We start from the raw sequence: 23,273 nt of genomic DNA, 5'->3' as shown, positions 1-23,273 counted from the left end.
GCGATGTTTTCAAGACGGATTGGCAATATCTATCGCCTTGGTATCAAGGAGCTTTACAGTCTCAGGCGCGATGTCGTTTTGATGGCCCTGATCGTCTGGGCGTTTTCATTTGCGATCTATAACGCGGCGACCGGTTTTTCGCATGACCTGAATAATGCATCGATTGCAATTTCCGATCAGGACGGATCGGCCATATCGCTTCGCATTCGGGATGCTTTCCTGCCGCCATTTTTCCAGACACCGGTGCAGATTGCCGAGCGTGATCTGGATGCAGCAATGAATAGCGGTGCCTTCACCTTTGTCCTTGTTATCCCGCCACGGTTTGAGCGCGATCTGATTGGCGGGCGCAATCCGGAAGTGCAGCTTAATATCGATGCCACGGCCATGATGCAGGCCGGGATCGGTCAGGGCTATGTCAGCAACATCATCGCACAGGAAGTTTCAAGCTGGCTGGGGGGAAAATCGGCCTATGCGGGGGCCAATACGGATAGTGCGGCACAGATCGTCACACGCTATGCCTATAACCAGAATGCGACGAGTTCCTGGTTTACGGCGACCATGGAAATCATCAATGCCATCACGATGCTGTCGATCATTCTTTCGGGGGCGGCCCTTATTCGAGAACGCGAACATGGCACGATTGAACATCTTCTGGTGATGCCGCTTGATCCGTTTGAAATCATGATGGCAAAGGTCTGGGCCAACGGCCTTGTGATCCTGATTGCCAGTATGCTGTCACTGATCTTCGTGGTTCAGCTGGTGCTTGGCGTGCCGGTGATCGGATCAAAGCTTTTATTCATGGCGGGGACGGTCTTGTATTTGTTCTTTGCCACCGCACTTGGCATTTTCCTTGCGACCATGACCCGATCAATGCCGCAATTCGGATTGCTGTTTATCCTTGTCGTCCTGCCGCTTCGCATGCTGTCGGGGGGAACGACCCCGCTTGAAAGCATGCCCGAAACCCTTCAGAACATCATGCAGATCGCCCCATCAACGCATTTCGTAAAATATGCGCAGGCCATCCTGTTTCGCGGGGCGGGCATTGATGTGGTGTGGCCGGAATTCCTTTTGGTCTTTGTAATTGCCAGTGCGTTTTTTGCCTTTAGCGCCATGCGGTTCAGGAAAAGTATTGCGCAGATGCGTTAAGCCCCAGACGACAGCACGAAAGCCACCGAAAATAGTTTTTACATCAGCGCAACCCAACCTATAATACCAATAGCAGTCAAACAGAACTGGAACAGGAGCAATCCAATGGTCCCCTCAACGGTGTCAAGAAGAGCCTTTACCAGAAATGGTACACGTCTGGCATCTTGGTGCATTGCCGCTTCTATTGGCGCATCAGTTATTGTCACAACCGACAACGTGCACGCCCAGGATACATATCCTTCGCCCTATATGGGGGCCAAGTCGACACCGCTTTTTGAGATAGATAGCGGTGCAAAAGTTGCGCAGCCAACAGTGGATTACTGGTCCCTGCCGAGCGACTCACCGATGCGGACATCTTATGACGAGGATGTTGTTGTCGAAGTCGCAGACGGTGTGTGGACGTTTGGAACGCACAGCATTGTCAACAGCCACGCCGTTCTGGGGCCGGAGGGATTGATTGTCTATGACACCGGCGACAATCTTGACGATGGCAATAAATTTTACACCATGTTGCGATCCGTATCGGACGCACCGATCCGCGCCATCATCTATTCCCATGAACATTATGTGAATGGCGCAAAAGTCTTCATCGATCGCGAGGCCGAGCGCGGCAATACCGACATCAAAATCATCGCACACAGCAACCTGAATGATGCTTTTGCGAAGACCGGCGGGGTTGCCGCTGCACACCCGGAAGTCTCCAGCGTTCTTTACGCGCGAACAGTGCAGCAGTTTAACCTCTATCTGCCCAAGGATGGCCCCGATAGCGGTTATAAAAACACAATCATTCCCGGTGCTGGCGGCTTTGTCCCGGCAAACACGACCGTTACTCATGGACAAACGATGAAGGTCGCCGGACTTGATGTTGTCTTTTACACAGAGGATATCGGCACCGACACGACCAATCAGGTGCTGGTGTGGATACCCGGCAAAAAACTGGTCATGAACAATGTGCTTTGGGGATGGTTTCCCAACATATATAGCGCCCGTGGTGGACGCTATCGCGATCCGAATGGATGGATTTACGCGCTTGATTTCATAAGAAACTTGAAACCGGATATCCTTCTGAGTACCCACAGCACATCATTAAGCGGTGCTGACAAGATAGAAACCCGTTTACAGAACTACCGTGATGGCCTCGCCTATGTCCTTGACCAGACCCTTAAAGGCATTCTTTTGGGACTAAGCCCGGATGAATTGCGTTACAGTGTAAAACTCCCCGAGAGACTGGAAAAAGCGCCGATACTTGTTCAGAACTATGGTGAAATCTCGACCATGCCTCCGCGGATTTACACCGCCATTTTCGGGCAATTTGACAATAACCGCGTCGAAACCCTGAACAAGTTGCATCCCGCAGAAGAAGCAGCCCGCATGATTGATGCGATGGGCGGCGAAGTGGCGACACAACAAAAGGCACAGCAGGCATATCAGGACGGCGATTATCTTTGGTCTGCTCAAATTGCCGGATATCTTGTGGCAAACAACAATACCGGGACAAACCGCCAGATCAAAGCCGACGCATTGCGCCAGATGGCTTACCGTACCACGTCGACTAACAGCCGGTCCTGGTATCTATCCGACGCACTGGCACTTGAGGGCAAAGTTGCAATCATCTCGGCCGTACCTGCCGATGCCGCATCCGTCAAATCCAACCTCGGCGATTATGTGAATTACTATCGGGTGCGGATTAACCCGGAACGGTCAGCAACAACCAATCAGTTGCTGACACTTGATTTTGGAAAGGGTCAGCATTTCGGACTTCGCATTCGTGAAAGTCTTGTCGACTTCATTTCCGAGCCAGCCAAAGAACAAGCCAACTCCGATCTTGCCATTTCTCTGAGCCCGGAAGACTGGACGGTTATCTATAACAATCTGGCTTCTGTCGATGATCTTATCGAACAAGGGGCGATCAAAATAACCAAGGGAAGCCGTGCAGATATCGTTGCATGGTTTGGTCAGTTCGATCCGGTCTATGACTGGCAAAACGACCCGGCGCTTCGCGCACTTAAGGCACAAATGACAGCCCAATAAACAACAGGCGCCCATTTGCACAGACCCCGGCAACACCAGCCGGGGCTTTTTTTTCGGTATCTGACGGGTCAGACACAGAGCCAGAAAACACAAAACCCCGCGCGGCAACCCGGCGGGGTGGGAATGGTGGGCCTAACAAGACTCGAACTTGTGACCTCTCGCATGTCAAGCGAACGCTCTAACCAACTGAGCTATAGGCCCCTATGGGTGTGAAAGATGGTGGGCCTAACAAGACTCGAACTTGTGACCTCTCGCATGTCAAGCGAACGCTCTAACCAACTGAGCTATAGGCCCGCAAATCCATCTTTCAGAAGACCGCCCCGATCATATCGAAAGGATTGGTCTGTGCCGTTTGCGTCGGCGAGGCGGTATTTAGCCCAAGGCAGACAAAGGCGCAACCCCAGAAATGGTTTTTTGACAAAAAATCTTCATCAATTCTGCTCCAATTACCATATGCTAGAGGAACATATTGCCCCTGATCAGGTGCAATATGATTTTTGGGGACCGCGGGACATTCAACACACCCATTCAGGGATGGACATTACGAAAGACAATGAACCAGTTGCCTTCGGAAATTGCCTCTAGCGGGCCTGCTACTGTTATCCTGCCGCCACGGCAGACCTTGCCTGTGGTCTTTGCATCCCCGCATTCGGGGCGCCAATACCCGCAGGATCTGATTGAAAGCGCACGGATCGGATCGTTTGAATTACGCGCATCGGAAGATGCCTTTGTCGATCAGCTTTTCAGCGCGGCCCCGAAACTCGGTGCGCCGCTGCTGTGCGCGACCTTCCCGCGGGCCTATGTCGATGTGAACCGGGCGGCGATGGAACTTGATCCGCGCATGTTCGAGGGCGACCTGCCCCATGATGCGGAAATCAATTCGATGCGCGCGCTTTCGGGACTTGGGTCGATTCCACGTGTGGTCAGTGGCGGGGTCGAGATTTATAAAGGCCGCCTGCCCGTCGAAGAAGCATTCGAACGCATCGATACCTATTACCGTCCCTATCACCGGGCCTTGCAGAAGCTGATTGAGCAGACGCGCGATACATTTGGCTATTGCATCCTGATTGATTGCCATTCGATGCCCGGCGATTCCACCGACAGCACAAAAAACCGCGTTGATCTGGTGCTTGGCGATTGCTATGGAACATCATGCCACCCGTCACTGACGCGGTTTGTGGATGATTGTCTTCGCGATATGGGATTTGGCCCGGCGCACAATGACCCCTATGCCGGGGGATATTGCACCCGCCATTACGGCCGCCCCGAGGAGCATGTGCACAGTCTTCAGATCGAGCTGTCGCGCGCGCTTTACATGGATGAAGCCACAATCACCCCGCATCGCGGATTTGACGTTTTGCGCGACCAGATGACCAATCTGATTGCGTCCTTCCATGATCTCGACGGGAACCCGCTTTAATGACCGATACCGCGACCAGTGTTGTTTTGCACGATCTGGTGATCCGTGACGCAGAACCCGAAGATTTCGAGCGCATCACTGAAATCTATGGCCATCATGTCCTGCATGGGCTGGCTTCGTTTGAGGAACGCGCCCCGGAAATCGCCGAACTGACATCGCGCTGGCAACATGTGCGCGAGCGCGGCCTGCCCTATCTGGTCGCAGAGCTTGACGGCCGGGTTGAGGGATTTGCCTATGCCGGGTCCTATCGTACACGCCCGGCCTATCGTTTTACGGTCGAAGACACGATCTATATCGCACCAGATGTCGTCGGCAAGGGTGCGGGTCGCGCGTTGCTTTCAGAGCTGATTAAACGGTGCACAGCGCTCGGTTATCGCCAGATGGTCGCAGTGATCGGTGACAGTGCCAACGTAGCCTCTATCGGCCTGCATGCGCGTCTGGGCTTCCGGGTTGCCGGAACCCTGCAATCGGCGGGCTTCAAACTCGGTCGCTGGGTCGATAGCGTGATCATGCAGCGCGGGCTTGGGGATGGTGACGGCACGATTCCCGAAGGCAACCCGACCCGAGAGAAGTAATCTCAGAACATTCGAAACCGCGAATTCCAGGGCGCCATTGCAGAAACAACTGTGATGGCGCCCTTTTTAACACTTGAACCGAATCAACAGGGCGCGATGTTCGGTAAAAGCATCCTGCGGTACACAAGAGTTCACACATACAAAAGACACAACCGCATCAGCAAAACCGGAAATTGATTTGCAGCGCACAATAATATTTTCAGAGCAGGGGGATTTTGGACCAATCGGTTAGTTTCAAGCACAACCATCAACCGAAACGGCAGAATTCAGGCAAAAAAGAAGGCCGCCTGTGACAGCGGCCCAAGTCTAGGGAGGAAACGTCCAAGAAACGAGCGACAAGTCGCTCGCCGGAATGCACTGCGTCCTACCGCAGCGCACAAATGAACATTACCGATTTGCCGGGGAGGACGCAACAGCTTTTTGACTATTTTTTCGCCAAAAATATTATTGCACGTTTTTTCATCACAATTTTATGACAATGCCCGTCAATCGCCCTGAAAATCCCCAGTCAGAGATTATTTTTTGATCACTGAAGAAAAGCGTATTTTCACAATCGGAAAGAGAATCGGCGCGAATCTGGTTTCAGGCAGGACCAAAAATCGCCTGTCCGCCACCATCATTTCCCGTTGAACGGTTATTTTGGCCTCTAATTGCACCGGAAATGATCCAAGGGATTCGCAAATCCGCAGCCCAAGCGATCACAATGATGACTTTGGCCGCGCCTAAAACACGTTCCTGTTGTCACAATCCAGCAAGACTGGTGTTTTAATACAAGGATCAAAATAAAATCAGGAAAGCTCTGAAAGCCTAGTTCAGCGTCCGGTCAACAGGCTGAACCTTGGCACTGCAGGGAGCACCGGGATTGCGCGCCACAGCGTTGCGACGCCCCGAGAGGCTATTGGCGATCATATCATCATGATCGCGACGTTTCTTGGCCTCATACATGCGACGATCAGCCAGCTCGATCAGGTTTTGCGGCAGGGCAATCGCATCTTCGATCCGCTCTGAGAGGCCAACACTGGCCCTTTGAACCTGACCATTTTCGAGTGCCGCCAGCCCCGGCGCCATAACACGGTCCAGCACTTCGGCTGCACGCGCATGATCAAGCTCGGGCAGCAGAACAAGGAATTCCTCCCCGCCCCAGCGGACAACAAGGTCGGATCGCCGGAACCGGGTTACCAGATTTTCCCCGACCTCGCCCAGAATGCGATCCCCGTAATCATGACCATAGCGGTCATTGATCTGCTTGAAGTCATCAAGATCGATAAAGGCCACGGTGTAAGGGGCGCGTTTGCGAAGCGCACCATCGAAGCTGACCTTGATCATTTCCATGCCAAAAGCCCGGGTATAACAGCCCGTAAGCGGGTCGATCGCAATTTCCTGGGCAGCCATGATCGTCCGGTAAAGCTGCACAAGGGCCGAAAAAACGGCAAGCGGCAGCAAGACCGACAACAGCATTTCAAGCGGGATGACCCCGGTTGCCAGATCGACGTAACTGCCAACGATCAAAAGCGCGATGATGGGAAGCGATAGCAAAATCGCCTCGACCAGGGTCACCGGCATGATCGCAATCATCAGCACAAGGCCCAGCATCAAACAACTATGGGCGGAATGCATCAAGATAGTGGATTCGGGATCATTGCCGGAAAAGATGCTGAGCAAACAGGCCGCAACGATCAGCATCAACATCGGCAAATAGGGAAACCGGCGTCGCAACCGCGCACTGACAGCCCGATTGGTAATGACCGCCAAGGCAACCAAACCAACCAGCAATCGCATTATAACAGTCTGTGACGACCAGATATCGGTGGAAAAACTGTGATCCCAGAAAGGGGCCGCCAGCAGAAGAACGAGAACAAAAAGAGCGGCAAAACGTGCGGAAAGCTGAATCGACTCCTTGCGCCGCAAATGCATCAATTCTGCATGCCTTGGCGTATAGAGGAAGTCACGATAGCAACACCGCAAAGATCCGGCAGTGCGTCTACTATCTTTAAAGGGATCAGATAGCACGCAGTACAGCTCCAGCTTCAGTTTTTTAAAGGGCCCTACCTGTCCCCTCATATGAGCATCATGGTTCCCTTATTTAACCCAAGATACAACTATCCATTAGAGGTGGAAGTACCCGACCGGTGAGTATTTCGATACTTTTCCGTTGGAAATCTATACGTAAGCACCTGAAAACAAATAACAATTTGTTAACCAATATTTTCAGCACCGCTTTAAGAAAAATGCAACTTTCTTGATCGGCACCGTGGGTCATCGGCCTGTCAACGACCTTTCCCGAACGAACAAGGCCGCACCGGATCTTTCGGTGCGGCCTTGTATATCGTAACAGGGATCAGAATTGCCCGATCTCGGGCAATTTCCGGTACATGATGATCAGCCCCAAAGAGCACGATCAGGAAGCCCCATGACCCCATTGTTAAAGGTCAGGGCATTTTCCCGGTCCTTGGCCATCCAGATCGGGCCATCGAGATCGACAATGCGTGACATTGCCCCGGTGATCATGGCCGGTGCCATCGCAAGCGAGGTCCCCACCATACACCCGGTCATCAGCTGCATTCCGGCCTTGGAAGCGGCTTCTGCCAGTTCCAGCGCACCGGTAAGACCGCCGGTCTTGTCGAGCTTGATATTGATCATGTCATAGAGATTGGCCAGACGCGGAATGTCGGCAACCGTGTGAACCGACTCATCGGCACACAACAGAACCGGACAGTCGATATCGATCAGACCATCATCCTGCCCCGCAGGAAGCGGCTGTTCGATCATTTCAACGCCAAGCCCGTCAAGTTCCGAGCCGATATCGGCAAGCAGATCCAGCGTCCATGCCTCGTTGGCATCAACAATGATACGGGCCTTGGGTGAACCTTCGCGAACCGCACGCACGGATTCGAGAACATTTTCACCATTCAGCTTGACCTTCAACAAAGGCGCATGGGCAATTTTGCGTGCCGCTTCGCGCATGTTGTCAGGCGTATCGATGCTGAGCGTTTCGGCCGTCACCAACCCTTCGGGGGCCTTGTGACCGATCATTTCCCAAACGCGGCGTCCGGTGCGCTTGGCTTCGAGATCCCAATAGGCACAGTCGACAGCATTGCGCGCTGCGCCGGCTTTCATGGCATCCTGAAGCTCGAGACGCGTCATGCCACGTGACAGCGCATCAGCCTGTGCATTGATGTCAGCAATGACACCTTCCACAGTTTCGCCGTAACGGGCATAGGGAACGCATTCCCCATAGCCCGTATGCGTGCCGTCCGTCAGGGTCACCTTGACCACATGTGCCTCGGTCCGCGCCCCGCGCGAGATTTTGAAAACCTGCGCCAGAGGAAAGACTTCGGAAATCACACTAAGCTGGGGCAACTTAAATCTCCTGAAGCTTGTCGACAATCGGACCGACGCCGATGCGAACCGGATCAACCGCCGGCAGACCGAATTCCGCTTCGATCTCTGCCAGAAGTTTCTTGGCAGCGGCATCGTCAAGCGCCTTGGTGTTGATTGCAAAACCGACGACTACACAATCGGGGTTGGTCAGTTTGGCATGCATCAGGTTGACGTCCATGCAGGTCTTGAGATCGGGCAGTTTGTAGCCCGGAAGACCGCGCATATGCGCACGGGTCGGTTCGTGGCAAATCACAAGCGCGTCAGCCTGCGAACCGTGGATGAGGCCCATGGTTACACCCGAGAAGGATGCATGGAACAGGCTGCCCTGCCCTTCGATGACGTCCCAGTGGTCTGCATCATTTGCCGGTGCGATGGTTTCAACAGCACCCGAAATGAAGTCGGAGATCACCGCATCAACCGAGATGCCTTCACCCGCGATGAAAATGCCGGTCTGACCGGTCGCGCGGAAGTCGGACTTCATGCCGCGTTTTTTCATCTCTGCATCAATGGCAAGCGTGGTGTACATTTTACCAACCGAGCAATCGGTACCGACGGCCAGAACACGCTTGCCGGAACGTTTTTCACCGTTACCGACCGGAACCTTGCCATCGAAGTGACGCACGTCAAACAGGTTCACGCCCTTGGCAGCGGCAGCTTCAACCAGTTCGGGAATGGTCGAAAGGCGGGTATGCAGACCGTTGGCGATATCCATGCCGGCATCGATTGCTGCCAGAAGGGTTTCCATCCATGCCGGACCGATAATGCCGCCACGGTTGGCAACGCCAAGTACCAGAGTCTTAACACCTGCTGCCTTTGCTTCGGCAATGGACATTTCCGGAAGGCCCAAGTCGGCCTGACAGCCCGGAAGGCTGAGCTGACCGACGCACCATTCCGGACGCCACTGTTTGATGCCGATTGCGGTTTTTGCTGCCAGTTCGTCCGGCGCGTCACCAAGAAACATAAGATAGGGATGTTCGATTTTCATAATACCTCCTTGACCAGCGTCCAAACGCTGCCCTTATAATCTGGAGCACTTATAGCGCAATATGGTGGAAGCGTTCCAGAGATATGAATTGATATCTTCGACGATAACACCAATATTTCGACTATAATTCGAAAAACAAAGACAATAAGAAAATTAAATACAAAAATCTTCGAAGACCAACATTCTTTCTTGTGAATTTTGTCGGGAATGGCCCGAAAAACGCAAGAAAATGCAATTTTGAAGGACTGGCGTGAAAGCGCCCGACTACATATGAGCACCGATCTCAAGAAGTGGCTATCTGAGCGTAAAATCGAAGAAGTCGAATGCATCGTCCCCGATATGTCAGGGGTTGCAAGGGGTAAGGTCCTGCCGACGCAGAAATTCCTGCGCGGTCTGGAGGCCAAAAGCCTTGCCATCCCGGAGGCAATTTTCTGCCTGACTGTGACTGGCGGCTATCCCGAAGAAACCGATGCATTCCTTGATCCCGCCGAGAAAGACGTTGTGATGGTTCCTGACCCGAAGACCATCCGCGTTGTGCCCTGGTACGAGGAGCCGACTGCTCAGATCATCTGCGACTGTTATCATTTCTCGGGCGAGGAAGTTTCGACCTCGCCGCGCGGGGTTCTCAAACGTGTTCTCAAGGCTTTTGAGGAACGCGGCATGACACCGGTCATTGCCCCTGAACTTGAATTTTATCTGGTGGCAAAAAACACCGACCCGGACAACCCGCTTGAGCCGCCGATTGGACGTTCCGGGCGCCCGGAACGGGCATCGAACGCGTTTGGAATCGACGCGATCAACGAATTCGATCCGCTGATCGAAGACCTGTATGACTATTGCGAGGCCATGGATATCGATGCCGATACCATGAGCCACGAATCCGGTCCGGCCCAGCTTGAAATGAACTTCAACCATGGCGAGCCGCTTGAACTGGCCGATCAGTCGTTCCTGTTCAAACGCACCCTGCGCGAAACTGCACTCAAACACGGAGTCTATGGAACTTTCATGGCAAAGCCGATGGGCAACCATCCGGGTAGCGCCATGCATATCCATCAAAGTCTGATCGACATCAACACTGGCAAGAACCTGTTTGCCGATGATGATGGCGAGAACTCCAAGATGTTCCTGAACTATATTGGCGGCCTGCAGCGTTACCTGCCTGCGGCCATGCCGCTTCTGGCTCCGAACATGAACAGCTATCGCCGTTTGCAGCCCTGGTCGGATGCGCCGATCAACATGCACTGGTCCCTTGATAACCGTACCGTCGGCCTGCGTCAGCCCAATGGGCCGGCTGCGGCACGTCGTATCGAAAACCGGATCCCGGGCGCGGATGCAAACCCGTATCTGGCGGTTGCCGCATCACTTGCCTGTGGCTTGCTTGGCATCATTGAAGAAATCGAGCCAACCGCACCGATCGAGGGTTCGGGCTATGACCGCGCCCATTCCCTGCCCCGCCATATCCATGAAGCATTGGCGAAGTTCCAGCGTTGCAAGCCGCTCAAAGAGCTGCTTGGCGAGGAATTCTCGGCAGCGGTTCTGGCGGTCAAGGAAGCCGAGTGGGATGCCTATCAGACCGTGATCAGTGCATGGGAACGCGAGCATCTTCTGCTGAACGTTTAAAACTGCGGGTCGAATTTTGCGCCGGGTGTGAAGTCCCGGCGCAAGATTATTGCATCGAAAATGCCTAATTTTTTACTTGATGCGAAAAATGCACAATTTTCCATCTTGTGTTTGACAATATCCTGATGCATTCGAAGGATATTGGACGTGTCCTCGGGTCCTGGAGGAAGCAAACAACAGGATCACCAAACTTTCAAACGCTGCCACATGGGAGGCTCAGCGAAATGAAATCTCTTCTTAAATCTTCAAGCCTTGTCGTGCTTGCCTCGATCGGCTTTGCCGGTGCAGCGCAGGCCGAAGATGTTCTGAACATCTACAACTGGTCTGACTATATCGGCGAAGAAACCATTGCCAATTTCGAAAAAGAAACCGGCATCAAGGTTAACTACGACGTCTATGACAGCAACCAGGTTGTCGAGGCAAAGCTTCTTGCCGGCAATTCCGGTTACGACATTGTTGTCCCGACCCTGGCCGATGCCCAGCGCCTGATCCAGGCGGGCATTTTCCAGAAAGTCGACAAGACCAAACTGACCAATTTCGGCAACCTTGATCCGGTCATTCTGGCCCAGACCGCAAAATACGATCCGAACAACGATTTCGCTGTTCCGTATCTTTGGGGCACCAACGGTTTTGGTTATAACGTTGCCAAGGTCAAGGAAGTCCTTGGGGATGACGCGCCGCTTGACAGCTGGTCGCTGATTTTCGATCCGAAATATGCCGAAGCCCTGTCCAAATGCGGCCTGACGCTTCTGGATGATCCGGGCGAGATCGTCCCGCTTGTGAACTTCTATCTTGGTAATATGCCGGAAGGCGCACCGACCGCAGAAAGCATCGAAAGTGCGATGGCCGAGCTGGAGAAAATCCGCCCGTACATCACCTATTTCCACAGCTCGCAATACATTAACGACCTTGCCAACGGCAATGTCTGCGTATCTGTCGGCTGGTCGGGTGACGTTGGTCAGGCAGCAGCCCGCGCAGAAGAAGCCGGCAACGGCAACGAGATCAAATATGTGATCCCGAATGAAGGTACCCTGATCTGGTTTGACGTGATGATGATCCCGGCCGATGCACCGCATGCCGAGCTCGCACACAAATTCATCGATTATGTCCTGCGTGCCGATGTTGAAGCCGACATTGCAAACTATGTCGCCTATGCAACACCGAACCTTGCAGCCATGCCGATGATCGACGAAGCGCTGAAATCTGATCCGGGCGTTTACCCGTCTCAGGAAGTCAAGGAACGTCTGCGTTCGAAAATCGAACCGGGTCCCCGCGAATTGCGCACCCGTACCCGTCTGTGGACCAAACTTAAAACCGGTCAGTAAGAAATCTGTTGCGACCATCGCTTGATGGTCGGACCTTCTGAACGTCAAAGGGCGCGATTTTGATCGCGCCCTTTTTGATGTGCAGCCGGGCCGTGATGTGACTCGCGATCCTGTGATGATATTCACACCTGCCCGACCAACAGCCCGCATCCTGAGGCCCGTTGAATAATGCACATTTTCTGAACACCCCAAGGTCATTTCCTGCCATTTTTGGCGGCATATACGAGTTGTTGTTCAAAATATCGCACACCCCTCTTTACAGATTGTAGAATTGCTTCATCCTGTTATCAGAGCGAACCGACATACCGGCGCCGACGCAACATTCAAAGATTGCGCAGCAGATCATCAGGGACTGTCGTCTGGAATTATCGGTTCATCATGAATTTGAAACAGGGGAGAATGCTGGTGCCTGAGGCGGTTTTGGATCGCGCGCATGAGGACGTGCATAAGACGCAACCTTGGAACAACCCGGATGCGGTTCCCTATATCCGCTTTGAGAATGTGACCAAGAAATTCGGTGACTTCTACGCCGTTGATGATGTTTCCCTTGATATTTATCGCCACGAGCTGTTTGCCCTTCTGGGCGGTTCGGGCTGCGGGAAAACAACGCTTCTGCGCATGCTGGCCGGGTTCGAGGAACCGACATCGGGAAAAATCTATATTGATGGCGTCGATATGGACGGTGTTCCGGCCTATGAACGCCCGACCAACATGATGTTCCAGTCCTATGCCCTGTTCCCGCATATGAGCGTCGAGCAGAATGTGGCATTCGGCCTTGTGCAGGACGGGGTTTCGCGCAGCGAGATCAGGGAACTGGTGGCCGAGATGCTTGGCCTTGTCCAGATGAGCAAGTTTGCCAAACGCAAACCCCATCAGCTTTCGGGCGGACAGCGCCAGCGCGTTGCCCTTGCCCGCTCACTGATCAAGCGCCCCAAGGTTCTGTTGCTTGATGAACCGCTTGGCGCACTTGACAAGAAGCTTCGCGAACAGACCCAGTTCGAACTGGTCAATATTCAGGAAAAAGTCGGCACGACCTTTGTCATGGTGACCCATGACCAGGAAGAAGCCATGACGATGGCATCACGTATCGCCGTGATGAATGAAGGCGTGATCAACCAGATCGGAACGCCGTTCGAACTTTATGAATATCCCAACAGCCGCTACACGGCGAACTTCCTTGGTCAGGTCAACCTGATCGAAGGCGTTCTGGTTGATGATGACGAGAAATACGCCGTCATCAAATCCGACGAAGCCGGTTGCGAAATCTACATTGATCACGCGGTTCAGGGCCACGAGGGCATGACATTCTGGGCCGCCATTCGCCCCGAACGCCTGCGTCTGACCAAAGAGGCACCGGAAGACACCAAATATAACTGTGTGTCGGGCAAGGTTGAAGAGATCGGCTATCTTGGCGGCATTTCGACCTATCACGTGCGCCTTGCAAGCGGCAAACGCATCAAGGTGACCGAACCGAATTCCACCCGCCAGATCGAACCGCGTTACACGTGGGAAGACAGCGTCTGGGTATCGTGGGAGGCCGGGGCTGCTTCGGTTCTGAACCAATGAGCAGTGACAAGCTAACCCTGAAACAACGTTTTGATCGCTGGATGATCAAGCATGGCCGGGTACTGGTCATAGGTATTCCGTATTTCTGGCTTTTCCTGTTCTTCCTTGTGCCGTTTCTGATCGTTCTGAAGATCAGTTTTTCCATGGCCGAATATGCGCAGCCGCCTTATAGCGCGCTGTTCGCCTGGATTGATGAAGGTGTAACGATAACGCTTAATTTCGGGAACTACCTGTTCCTGTTATCAGACAGCCTTTATGCGACGGCCTATCTGAATTCGATCCGGATTGCCGCGATCTCCACCGTCATCACCCTGCTGATCGGCTATCCGATGGCCTACGGGATTGCCCGTGCGCGCGGATCGATGCGCAGTGTGCTTCTGATGCTTGTGATCCTGCCATTCTGGACCAGCTTTCTGATCCGTGTCTATGCGTGGATCGGGATTCTGGATCGCGAAGGCCTGATCAATGCATTCCTGCTGTGGACCGGCATCATTTCAGAACCACTGATCATGCGCCAGACCGAGTTCGCGGTCTATGTCGGGATTGTCTACACCTACCTGCCCTTCATGATCCTGCCGCTTTACTCGACACTTGAGAAAATGGATGTCAGCCTGATCGAGGCAGCCCTTGATCTTGGCTGCAAGCCCTGGCAGGCCTTTGTCAAAGTCACCCTGCCGCTGTCACTTCCGGGGATTCTGGCGGGATCGCTTCTGGTCTTTATTCCGGCTGTGGGCGAATTCGTTATTCCGGAACTTCTGGGCGGTCCGAACACCCTTATGATCGGTCGAACGCTTTGGAACGAATTCTTTGCCAACCGTGACTGGCCGATTGCATCGGCGGTGGCGATTGCGATGCTGGTCTTCCTGGTTGTTCCGATCATGTGGTTCCAGCATATCCAGACCAAGCAGGAGGAAGGCCAGCAATGAGTGGTAAACGTTCAACCTTCCTGATTTCGGCACTGGCCTTTGGCTTTGCCTTTCTTTATGTGCCGATCCTGCTTGTCATCATCTATTCGTTTAACGAAGGCAAGCTGGTGACCGTATGGTCGGGCTTTTCGACCAAATGGTACGTGTCGCTGTTTAACAATGACGGTATGATTGATGCAGCCTGGAACAGCCTTCGGATCGGTGTGATGTCGGCAACCCTTGCACTGGCACTTGGCACGCCAGCCGGGCTTGTCATGTCGCGCTTCGGCCGGTTCAAGGGACGCACCCTGTTTTCAGGCATGATCGCAGCCCCGCTTGTGATGCCCGAAGTCATTACCGGTCTGTCGCTTTTGCTGTTGTTTGTAACCCTTGAACAAATTGTCGGCTGGCCGGCAGGACGCGGGATTTCAACAATCACGATCGCGCATTCGACCTTCTGTGCGGCCTATGTCGCGGTTGTTGTGCAGTCGCGCCTGTCGGGGATGGATATCTCGGTCGAGGAAGCCGCGATGGATCTGGGTGCAAAGCCCGGCAAGATCTTTTTCGTCATCACGCTTCCGATGATCCTTCCGGCCCTTCTGGCGGGCTGGCTTCTGTCCTTTACGCTGTCGCTTGATGATCTGGTGATTGCAAGCTTTGTCGCCGGACCGGGGTCAACCACCCTTCCGATGAAGGTCTTCTCGTCCGTGCGTCTTGGGGTATCGCCAGAGATCAACGCATTAGCCACACTGATCATTCTTGCCGTGTCGATCTTGATTGTGATCGCAAGCATCATGATCCTGCGATCTGAACGAATGCGCAACCGCTCAGCAAATGCGAGCGACATATAGACCCGATTTCCTGAACCAAAATGCTCACACAAAAACAGCGCCGAAAGAAATCTTTCGGCGCTGTTTTCATGTAATCAGATGATCTGAAAACCTGTTGCTCAGGAACATTCACCTGCTGCGGCACGTCGCATCATCTCGCGACATTTCATGCCCGGTGCAGCAACCTGCCAATAAGACACCACGGCCTCTTCGGCAGCTTCTCCAAAATCGATGATAAGGCTGTTCAGGGCGTTCTGTTCCATCAGGCGCTTCACCCGTTCCGGAAGCTGTGACATCTGCCACAACCCAAGCACCAGCGCATAGGAAGACCGCATCAGCTTGCTGGCCTCGTCTGGCGTGATCGCATAAAGCTCGGCCAGGGCATCAGCCGTACGTTTGACCATAGAGGCTAGAAAACGGCGCTGACCGACGACCATTTCATCGTCCGAGCCTGATTCCAGAACGCCTTGTGCCAAGGATGCCAGACAGAGAAACTTCTCGTTCTTCACCAGATATTGCACGAATTCGCGCGCCACGCGGGTAGAGTCCCGTTCTTCGGGGCGACGCAATGCTTCCTGATCAATGATATCAAGATTGTTCTCAAACCAGCCCTTCTGGAAATGGCGCAGCACTTCAAGAAACAGGGCTTCCTTGCTTGAGAAATAGAGATAAAGGGTTCCCTTGGCCAGATTGGCCTTTCGAGCAACCTCGGCTGCCGATGGCAAGGTTCCATCGCCTTCAAGATACAGCGCACGTGCAGCCTCAAGGATATCAGCACGACGCTTCAGTTTCTGTTCGTGGCTTCGCGCACGAACAAGATTTTCTTGTTCCATATTTATTAGCTTCCCCCAGCGTTTTTCCCCGCAATATTATTGCATTGTAATTCACCTAAAAGTCAAACCGTGGAACGAGAATAAATAGACAAAACTTATGACACCTTGAAAAAACAGGGATTTTATCTGTGACACATCCTCTCCGGTAGATGAATAACGGTCACATAAAATCAACCAGCACCAAATTTCCGAACAAATCTTGCGAATCTGTACATTTCCCTGACGAGTCGCAGATACCGAAACCGGTTTTATCCCGCCGCACGACTTTTAAAAGATCAAGGCAAGGTACCATCAAGGCCCGTCAGATAACGGGCCTTGTATTCGCATCAGAGATGCACACGTTCAGTATTTCAGAGGTTCTAGACCGGCAATTCGGTGGTGCGTTTGACTTCGCGCAGGGTGATCACGGTTTGAACGCGCTCGACACCGGGAAGCTGGGTCAGAACTTCGCTGTGGATGCGCTCGTAATCGGCGGTGTCACTATAGACAACATGCACCAGATAATCGCTTTGTCCGGCCAGAAGATAGCATTCGACAACCTCGGGCACCTTCTGAACTTCTCGTTCAAAGGTCTCAAGTGCTTCGCGGGTCTGACGGGTAATTGCGATATTGACGAACGCATTGCCCGGTTTGCCAATCCGGGCCGGATTGAGCAGCATCGTGTAATGATCAATAAAGCCCGCCTCTTCGAGCAGGCGCACACGCCGCAAACAGGCCGAAGCCGACAGGTTGACCTTTTCAGCAAGGTCCGCGTTGCTGATGCGACCATCTTTCTGCAACAAACGCAGGATCATGCGGTCACGTTCGTCCATCTGCATTAGAATAATCCTCCGAGATTTAGGTCATTCTTTTAAATTATCTAGCAATGATATCACCAAACAGGTCTGGAATTGAAGATTAATTGCCCCATTTTTAGGGTATCATGCACAAACAATCAAAAATGGGCGCGAAATGCCCGGGAGTCCCCGGTCAAAGCCGGGAGATAACCCGATTACCACCTGAATTCGTCGGGAGAAAACGAAATGCTGATTGGTGTTCCAAAGGAAATCAAAAACAACGAGTACCGTGTCGGACTGACGCCAAGTTCAGTCCGGGAGCTGACCATTCATGGTCACAAGGTAAAAATCGAAACCATGGCAGGTGCCGGGATCGGTTGCAGTGATGAAGATTATGTGGCTGCGGGTGCGGAAATTGTCGGAACCGCAGCCGAAATTTTTGCCACCGCTGAAATGGTTATCAAGGTCAAGGAGCCGCAGAAGGTTGAATATGAACAGCTACGCGAAGGTCAGTTGCTGTTTACCTATCTCCATCTTGCCCCGGACCCGGACCAGACCGCAGGCCTGATCAAATCTGGCGCAACAGCAATTGCCTATGAAACCGTGACGGACCGGAATGGCGGCTTGCCACTTCTGGCACCGATGTCCGAGGTGGCAGGACGCATGGCCCCGCAGGTCGGTGCAACCGCCCTTCAGAAAGCAAATGGCGGACGCGGGGTCTTGCTTGGCGGTGTTCCTGGTGTGGCACCAGCAAAGGTTGTCGTGATCGGTGGCGGTGTTGTCGGCACCAATGCCGCAAGGATCGCTGCGGGCATGGGGGCTGATGTCACCATTCTCGATAAGAATGTCAAACGCCTGACCTATATTGATGACGTTTTCGGCCCCCGCATCAAAACCCAATATGCAACGATTGACGACACCGAAGCCCTGGTATTTGATGCCGACATGGTTGTTGGCGCGGTTCTGATCCCCGGTGCTGCGGCCCCCAAACTGATCCGCAAGGAACAGCTTTCAAAGATGAAACCCGGATCGGTGATTGTCGATGTCGCCATTGATCAGGGTGGCTGCTTTGAAACATCCAAAGCCACTACCCATGCTGATCCGACCTACATCATTGATGATGTCGTGCATTACTGCGTTGCCAATATGCCCGGTGCCGTTGCACGCACATCAACCTTTGCACTGAACAACGCCACCCTGCCCTTTGCCCTTGCACTGGCCAACAAGGGGTGGAAACAGGCCTGCAAGGATGATCCGCATCTGGCTGCGGGCCTTAATATTCATAGTGGCAGGGTCACCTACCAGGCGGTGGCAGATGCGCTTGGATATGACAATTTACCACTGGAACAGGCCCTGTCCTGAATGCGGGCATTCCAAAACAAAAAAAGGGCACCCAAAGGTGCCCTTTTTCATAACTGTTGTTGGTGCAGGACCGATCAGAACTCGACCTGACTGACATCACGAACTGCCCCCTGATCGGCACTGGTTGCCATGGCGGCATAGGCGCGAAGGGCGGTCGAGACTTTACGCTTGCGCGGCTTGGCCGGACGCCATGCCTCGGGACCCTTGGCCTCCATCGCCTTGCGGCGTTCGGCGAGAACAGCGTCGTCCACAGCGATTTTGATCGAACGGTTCGGAATATCGATTTCGATCATATCGCCCGGCTCGATCAGGCCGATATCCCCACCAGCAGCGGCTTCCGGAGATACGTGACCGATCGACAGGCCCGAAGACCCCCCCGAGAAACGACCATCCGTGATCAGAGCACAGGCCTTGCCCAGCCCCATCGATTTCAGATAGCTGGTCGGATAGAGCATTTCCTGCATGCCCGGTCCGCCTTTCGGTCCTTCGTAACGGACGATGACAACGTCACCTTCCTTGACTTCACCACCAAGAACCTTGGCAACAGCCTCGTCCTGGCTTTCACAGATCACGGCCGGACCGGCGAATTTCAGGATGCTTTCATCCACACCACCGGTTTTAACAATGCAGCCATTGACCGCAAGGTTGCCAAACAGAACCGCAAGGCCGCCATCCTGACTGTAGGCGTGCGCCACATCACGAACGCAGCCCTCTTTTTCGTCAAGATCGAGATCGTCCCAGTAGCGTTCCTGAGAAAAGGCCGTCTGGCTCGGAACACCGCCTGGCATCGCACGATAGAATTTGTGGACAGCTTCGTTGGTGGTGCGTTTGATGTCCCATTTTTCAAGGGCATCGGCCATGGTTTTGGTATGCACGGTCGAAACATCGGTGTGCAACAGACCGGCACGATCAAGTTCACCCAGAATACGCATGATGCCACCGGCACGATGGACGTCTTCCATGTGGAATTTCGGGTGGTTTGGCGCAACCTTGGAAAGATACGGGATCTTGCGTGACAGGCGATCCATATCGGCCATGGTAAAATCGACCTCGGCTTCCTTGGCAATCGCCAGAAGATGCAGAACCGTATTGGTCGAGCCACCCATTGCGATATCAAGCGCCATGGCGTTTTCAAAGGCCTCGAACGTGGCAATACCACGCGGGGTCGCAGTTACGTCTTCTTCTTCGTAATAGCGACGTGCGAGCTTGACCGAAGTCCGTGCTGCTTCAAGGAACAGTTCCTTGCGCGCAGCATGCGTTGCCAGCACAGATCCATTACCCGGAAGCGCAAGACCAAGCGCCTCGGCCAGACAGTTCATCGAGTTCGCGGTAAACATGCCCGAGCAAGACCCGCAAGTCGGGCATGCAGAACGCTCGACCACCTTGGCCTGTTCATCGGAAACATTCGGATCGGCAGCCTGGATCATCGCATCAATCAGATCAAGGTGATGCTCTTCGCCGTTCAGAATGACCTTGCCTGCTTCCATCGGGCCACCCGAAACGAACACAGCCGGGATATTAAGGCGCATCGCAGCCATCAGCATACCCGGGGTAATCTTGTCACAGTTGGAAATGCAGACCATCGCATCGGCGCAATGGGCATTGACCATATATTCGACAGAATCGGCAATGATTTCGCGCGAAGGCAAACTATAGAGCATGCCGTCATGGCCCATCGCGATACCGTCATCAACGGCAATGGTGTTGAATTCCTTGGCCACACCGCCAGCAGCCTCGATCTCGCGGGCGACCATCTGGCCCAGATCCTTGAGATGGACGTGACCGGGCACAAACTGGGTGAAACTGTTGACGACGGCGATGATCGGCTTGTCGAAATCTTCGTCAGTCATACCAGTGGCGCGCCAAAGGCCGCGCGCACCAGCCATATTGCGGCCATGGGTTGTTGTACGGGACCGATATTCCGGCATGGAAGGAACCTCTCTAAATCTTCGCGGGGTCTGTTTCTTTAATATAGTCGCGTTCTAGCACAGTATTCGCGCTTTTTGACAGTTTTTTGCCTGAAAATTTCGCACGGACCGATCATTGGGTATGATTGCTACGCGACCATCCACTTTGCACATGATAATCAGACAAGATAACAGACCATTGCGGAAATAAGTGAACCACTTCACACCATTTATTCCATTATCCTGAAATACCTACCCCAAATACCAAAGCCACTATCCCCTTGGATAGGCGATCTTCATCCAAACAATCCATATCTTAACAAGTGATTATCGCCGCCAGGCGATTCTCCCACTCCCATTCTCGCCCCGGACCCGTAACGGTTCGGGGTTCTTTTTTTTCCGATTTGGCAACCGTCTGCCCGCCTGTCACAACTGACCACTTTAAAGGTTCCCCCAAACCCTTTAATGTCTTGAGACCAATTGCAGAATTCAGAAATGATGATCCGGCGGAGAAACGCACCCCCATGTCCGACCAACTCAAGACATTGTTGCGACGCGGACTTAGTGCGCATGAGGGCAACCGCCCCGAAGAAGCCGAGAAGATTTACCGCCAGGTTCTTGATATCGCGCCCAATAATGCAGAGGCCGAGCATCTTCTGGCAACACTTCTGACCGGACTTGGACGCCATGGCGAGGCGATTGATCTTTTTGAAAGCTGCCTTTCAAGTTTCGGGGCCAATCCGGCCGCCAGATGTAACTATGCGATCGCGCTTGAGAGTTCAGGCCAGATTGAAAAGGCAATTGATCAGTTCAAACAGGCCATCAGCTATCATGGCGACTTCCCCACAGCCCTTTATCATCTGGCGCGTCTTGAAATGCCGCGCGGGCATCTGGGACAGGCGGTTGATCTTTTGGGGCGTTTGCTGGGGTTAAAACCGGATCATTACGAAGGCTTGTTGCTGTTTGGTGATGCGCTGCACGCACTGGGTCAGGAAGAAGCGGCTTTGACTTCGCTTGAACATGCGGCCCGGACGGCGGGGATTTCACCGGAATATATCTGTCGTGTTGGCGGCGCTTATTTGCGGCTTGGGTATCCTGAGCTGGCGCAAGGCCTGTTTCAGCGCGCGCTCAGCATCAATCCGAAATTCGTTCCCGGATTGCGCGGACTTGGACAGGCACTTGCCCATCAGGGGCAATATGCCAAGGCAATTGCGCTTTTGAAAACCGCCCGGCAGCTCACCAAGGATACAGCCGATATTGATCTGGTTCTGGCAGATATCACGTTGAAATGCGGTGATATCGCAGCAACCATCGAAACCCTTGAAGCGATCCTTAAAAAACATCCTGACCATGCGACTGCCGACGCCCTTTTGCTGCGCACCAAGGTCAAACTGGCATCCGCAAACACCTCGGACCATGCCAAGGCCGCAAAGAACTGGGCAAAGCATCATATGCCAATTGCAGCAAAACCGGTATTTGCCAATAGCAGGCAGGCAGACAAGCGTTTGCGCATCGGGTGGCTGTCACCATTTTTCTGCGAGCATCCGTCGCATGCTCTTTTGGGGACGCTGGCGCGCCACCTGAACCGGCATGAGATCGAGCTGTTCCTGTATTCGGCAACACCGCGACCTGATGATGTCACACGGTCCTGGCAAGTCATGGCTGATGGCTGGCGCGAGGTATTTGGTCAGGACCCGATGCAGATTGCCGATCGCATTCGCAAGGACAAGATCGATATCCTGATTGATATTTGCGGCGCGCACCCGACCCAGCCGATTGAGGTCTTTGCCCTTTACGCCGCACCGGTTCAGGCCAGCCTTTCAGCGGCAACAACCGGGATTGCGCAGATTGACTATCTGATCGGGCACAAGGAAGTGTTCAGTGGCAGCCTTGCCGATAACAAACAGTTTTCCGAACGCCCCCAGAGACTGGAGATGGGGCCGTATCTTCCGGCTGAACGAGATGATGCTTTACCTGTCAGCCCGCTTCCGGCGGCATTCGGTGACGAAATTATCCGGTTTGGCTGCATTGACCGGGTTGCCAATATCAGTGACGAAACGCTGATTTGTTTTGCCCGCATCCTCAATAAAGTCAAAAACAGCCGCATCGTCATTCAGGACGACGTTCTTGAGGATTCATATGCCGCCAAGACGTTCCTGGACCGCATCCGTCAGGCCGGGATCAATCGTGACCGACTGGATCTTGCCGGTGCTGTTGCCAAAGAAGATCGCCCGGCGCTGTTTGCCCAGATTGATATCGGTCTAGCGCCGTTTCCCGCCATGTCGCTTGAAAACTATTTCGAGATGCTGTGGTCTGGTGTGCCGTTTGTATCGCTTGCCAATGACCTTCCAGGGTCTCGACTGGGGCTGGGATTACTGAGTGATATCGGGCTTGAGGCATTATGCGCACAAACCGAAAAAGGGTATGTCGATAAATGCATCATGCTGAGTTCCGACCTTACCGCCCTTGCCAGCATCCGCGAAAACATGCGTGAACGCATCCGCAACAGCAAGGCGTTTCACCCACCGGCCATTGCCCGAGAATTCGAAGAGGCCTGCCGCGAGATGTGGCAGAACTGGTGCCTTCAACGGGGGTAGGCCCCTGACAACTC

Annotated in this window: 17 protein-coding genes and 2 tRNA genes; 11 read left to right on the top strand and 8 right to left on the bottom strand. The window is 53.5% G+C overall.

All coding sequences use genetic code 11. The annotated features are described in order from the left end of the window. Positions 1 to 3 precede the first annotated feature (3 nt). Both ACTU44_RS10295 and ACTU44_RS10290 read left to right on the top strand, forming a co-directional pair. Positions 4 to 1,146: an ABC transporter permease gene (locus ACTU44_RS10295; protein ID WP_114099874.1), complete on the top strand. Its 1,143-nt coding sequence runs from the start codon at positions 4 to 6 to the stop codon at positions 1,144 to 1,146. A gap of 105 nt (positions 1,147 to 1,251) precedes the next feature. Further along, complete coding sequence (locus ACTU44_RS10290) at positions 1,252 to 3,177, top strand: alkyl sulfatase dimerization domain-containing protein (protein ID WP_462097365.1); 1,926 nt, start codon at positions 1,252 to 1,254, stop codon at positions 3,175 to 3,177. Positions 3,178 to 3,301: 124 nt separating this feature from the next. Here ACTU44_RS10290 and ACTU44_RS10285 read toward each other — a convergent pair. Together ACTU44_RS10285 and ACTU44_RS10280 are read right to left on the bottom strand one after the other, a co-directional pair. After that, a tRNA-Val gene (locus tag ACTU44_RS10285) sits at positions 3,302 to 3,378 on the bottom strand. Between the two features lie 16 nt (positions 3,379 to 3,394). Next, positions 3,395 to 3,471 (bottom strand) — tRNA-Val (locus ACTU44_RS10280). 259 nt (positions 3,472 to 3,730) lie between these two features. On the opposite strand from ACTU44_RS10280, the gene ACTU44_RS10275 reads away from it, so the two are divergent. Both ACTU44_RS10275 and ACTU44_RS10270 read left to right on the top strand, forming a co-directional pair. Then, the gene (locus ACTU44_RS10275; protein ID WP_114099873.1) at positions 3,731 to 4,597 is read left to right on the top strand and encodes an N-formylglutamate amidohydrolase; all 867 of its coding nucleotides are present in this window, start codon (positions 3,731 to 3,733) and stop codon (positions 4,595 to 4,597) included. Next, a complete protein-coding gene (locus tag ACTU44_RS10270; RefSeq protein ID WP_114099872.1) occupies positions 4,597 to 5,172 on the top strand; it encodes a GNAT family N-acetyltransferase in 576 nt (191 codons plus the stop codon). Before ACTU44_RS10275 ends, ACTU44_RS10270 begins: the two co-directional genes overlap by 1 nt. Before the next feature lie 807 nt (positions 5,173 to 5,979). Here the strand turns inward: ACTU44_RS10270 and ACTU44_RS10265 are convergent. From ACTU44_RS10265 to dgcN, 3 genes are all read right to left on the bottom strand, one after another. Continuing rightward, a complete protein-coding gene (locus tag ACTU44_RS10265; protein WP_258548805.1) occupies positions 5,980 to 6,951 on the bottom strand; it encodes a GGDEF domain-containing protein in 972 nt (323 codons plus the stop codon). Between the two features lie 600 nt (positions 6,952 to 7,551). Continuing rightward, a complete protein-coding gene (gene dgcA, locus ACTU44_RS10260; protein WP_114099870.1) occupies positions 7,552 to 8,532 on the bottom strand; it encodes an N-acetyl-D-Glu racemase DgcA in 981 nt (326 codons plus the stop codon). A gap of 1 nt (position 8,533) precedes the next feature. Next, a complete protein-coding gene (dgcN, locus tag ACTU44_RS10255) occupies positions 8,534 to 9,538 on the bottom strand; it encodes an N-acetyltransferase DgcN (RefSeq protein ID WP_114099869.1) in 1,005 nt (334 codons plus the stop codon). Between the two features lie 270 nt (positions 9,539 to 9,808). Between dgcN and ACTU44_RS10250 the strand changes: the two genes are divergently transcribed. From ACTU44_RS10250 to ACTU44_RS10230, 5 genes are all read left to right on the top strand, one after another. Then, entirely contained in the window at positions 9,809 to 11,158 is a 1,350-nt protein-coding gene (locus tag ACTU44_RS10250) for a glutamine synthetase family protein (protein ID WP_114099910.1), read from the top strand. Between the two features lie 224 nt (positions 11,159 to 11,382). Then, positions 11,383 to 12,483 carry a polyamine ABC transporter substrate-binding protein gene (locus tag ACTU44_RS10245; protein WP_114099868.1) on the top strand — a complete coding sequence of 367 codons (1,101 nt, stop codon included), beginning with the start codon at positions 11,383 to 11,385 and terminating at the stop codon, positions 12,481 to 12,483. 399 nt (positions 12,484 to 12,882) lie between these two features. Next, complete coding sequence (locus ACTU44_RS10240; protein ID WP_114099867.1) at positions 12,883 to 14,049, top strand: ABC transporter ATP-binding protein; 1,167 nt, start codon at positions 12,883 to 12,885, stop codon at positions 14,047 to 14,049. Next, a complete protein-coding gene (locus ACTU44_RS10235) occupies positions 14,046 to 14,975 on the top strand; it encodes an ABC transporter permease subunit (RefSeq protein WP_336080576.1) in 930 nt (309 codons plus the stop codon). The genes ACTU44_RS10240 and ACTU44_RS10235 overlap by 4 nt, the downstream gene beginning before the upstream one ends. Next, complete coding sequence (locus tag ACTU44_RS10230; RefSeq protein WP_462097364.1) at positions 14,972 to 15,805, top strand: ABC transporter permease subunit; 834 nt, start codon at positions 14,972 to 14,974, stop codon at positions 15,803 to 15,805. Before ACTU44_RS10235 ends, ACTU44_RS10230 begins: the two co-directional genes overlap by 4 nt. 98 nt (positions 15,806 to 15,903) lie before the next feature. Here the strand turns inward: ACTU44_RS10230 and ACTU44_RS10225 are convergent, their stop codons facing one another. Beyond that, entirely contained in the window at positions 15,904 to 16,617 is a 714-nt protein-coding gene (locus tag ACTU44_RS10225; RefSeq protein ID WP_114099864.1) for a TetR/AcrR family transcriptional regulator, read from the bottom strand. A gap of 359 nt (positions 16,618 to 16,976) precedes the next feature. Then, complete coding sequence (locus ACTU44_RS10220) at positions 16,977 to 17,435, bottom strand: Lrp/AsnC family transcriptional regulator (RefSeq protein ID WP_114099863.1); 459 nt, start codon at positions 17,433 to 17,435, stop codon at positions 16,977 to 16,979. A gap of 204 nt (positions 17,436 to 17,639) precedes the next feature. On the opposite strand from ACTU44_RS10220, the gene ald reads away from it, so the two are divergent. Further along, on the top strand, positions 17,640 to 18,755 hold the full coding sequence (ald, locus tag ACTU44_RS10215) for an alanine dehydrogenase (RefSeq protein WP_462097363.1): 1,116 nt from the start codon (positions 17,640 to 17,642) through the stop codon (positions 18,753 to 18,755). Between the two features lie 74 nt (positions 18,756 to 18,829). Here ald and ilvD read toward each other — a convergent pair whose 3' ends face one another. Then, a complete protein-coding gene (gene ilvD, locus ACTU44_RS10210) occupies positions 18,830 to 20,683 on the bottom strand; it encodes a dihydroxy-acid dehydratase (RefSeq protein WP_462097362.1) in 1,854 nt (617 codons plus the stop codon). A gap of 503 nt (positions 20,684 to 21,186) precedes the next feature. Here ilvD and ACTU44_RS10205 point away from each other — a divergent pair. Further along, on the top strand, positions 21,187 to 23,259 hold the full coding sequence (locus tag ACTU44_RS10205) for an O-linked N-acetylglucosamine transferase, SPINDLY family protein (RefSeq protein WP_462097361.1): 2,073 nt from the start codon (positions 21,187 to 21,189) through the stop codon (positions 23,257 to 23,259). Positions 23,260 to 23,273 lie beyond the last annotated feature (14 nt).

The organism is Thalassospira sp. SM2505 (assembly GCF_054901115.1).
The sequence above is the reverse complement of the archived record's forward strand: the minus strand, read 5'-3'. Positions and strand labels throughout refer to the sequence as shown.

Bases quoted from the DNA above. Each gene is read 5' to 3' on its own strand.
- ACTU44_RS10295 (WP_114099874.1), top strand. From the start codon at position 4: ATGTTTTCAAGACGGATTGGCAATATCTATCGCCTTGGTATCAAGGAG.
- ACTU44_RS10290 (WP_462097365.1), top strand. From the start codon at position 1,252: ATGGTCCCCTCAACGGTGTCAAGAAGAGCCTTTACCAGAAATGGTACA.
- ACTU44_RS10275 (WP_114099873.1), top strand. From the start codon at position 3,731: ATGAACCAGTTGCCTTCGGAAATTGCCTCTAGCGGGCCTGCTACTGTT.
- ACTU44_RS10270 (WP_114099872.1), top strand. From the start codon at position 4,597: ATGACCGATACCGCGACCAGTGTTGTTTTGCACGATCTGGTGATCCGT.
- ACTU44_RS10265 (WP_258548805.1), bottom strand. From the start codon at position 6,951: ATGCGATTGCTGGTTGGTTTGGTTGCCTTGGCGGTCATTACCAATCGG.
- dgcN (WP_114099869.1), bottom strand. From the start codon at position 9,538: ATGAAAATCGAACATCCCTATCTTATGTTTCTTGGTGACGCGCCGGAC.
- ACTU44_RS10250 (WP_114099910.1), top strand. From the start codon at position 9,809: ATGAGCACCGATCTCAAGAAGTGGCTATCTGAGCGTAAAATCGAAGAA.
- ACTU44_RS10245 (WP_114099868.1), top strand. From the start codon at position 11,383: ATGAAATCTCTTCTTAAATCTTCAAGCCTTGTCGTGCTTGCCTCGATC.
- ACTU44_RS10240 (WP_114099867.1), top strand. From the start codon at position 12,883: ATGCTGGTGCCTGAGGCGGTTTTGGATCGCGCGCATGAGGACGTGCAT.
- ACTU44_RS10235 (WP_336080576.1), top strand. From the start codon at position 14,046: ATGAGCAGTGACAAGCTAACCCTGAAACAACGTTTTGATCGCTGGATG.
- ACTU44_RS10230 (WP_462097364.1), top strand. From the start codon at position 14,972: ATGAGTGGTAAACGTTCAACCTTCCTGATTTCGGCACTGGCCTTTGGC.
- ACTU44_RS10225 (WP_114099864.1), bottom strand. From the start codon at position 16,617: ATGGAACAAGAAAATCTTGTTCGTGCGCGAAGCCACGAACAGAAACTG.
- ACTU44_RS10220 (WP_114099863.1), bottom strand. From the start codon at position 17,435: ATGCAGATGGACGAACGTGACCGCATGATCCTGCGTTTGTTGCAGAAA.
- ald (WP_462097363.1), top strand. From the start codon at position 17,640: ATGCTGATTGGTGTTCCAAAGGAAATCAAAAACAACGAGTACCGTGTC.
- ilvD (WP_462097362.1), bottom strand. From the start codon at position 20,683: ATGCCGGAATATCGGTCCCGTACAACAACCCATGGCCGCAATATGGCT.
- ACTU44_RS10205 (WP_462097361.1), top strand. From the start codon at position 21,187: ATGTCCGACCAACTCAAGACATTGTTGCGACGCGGACTTAGTGCGCAT.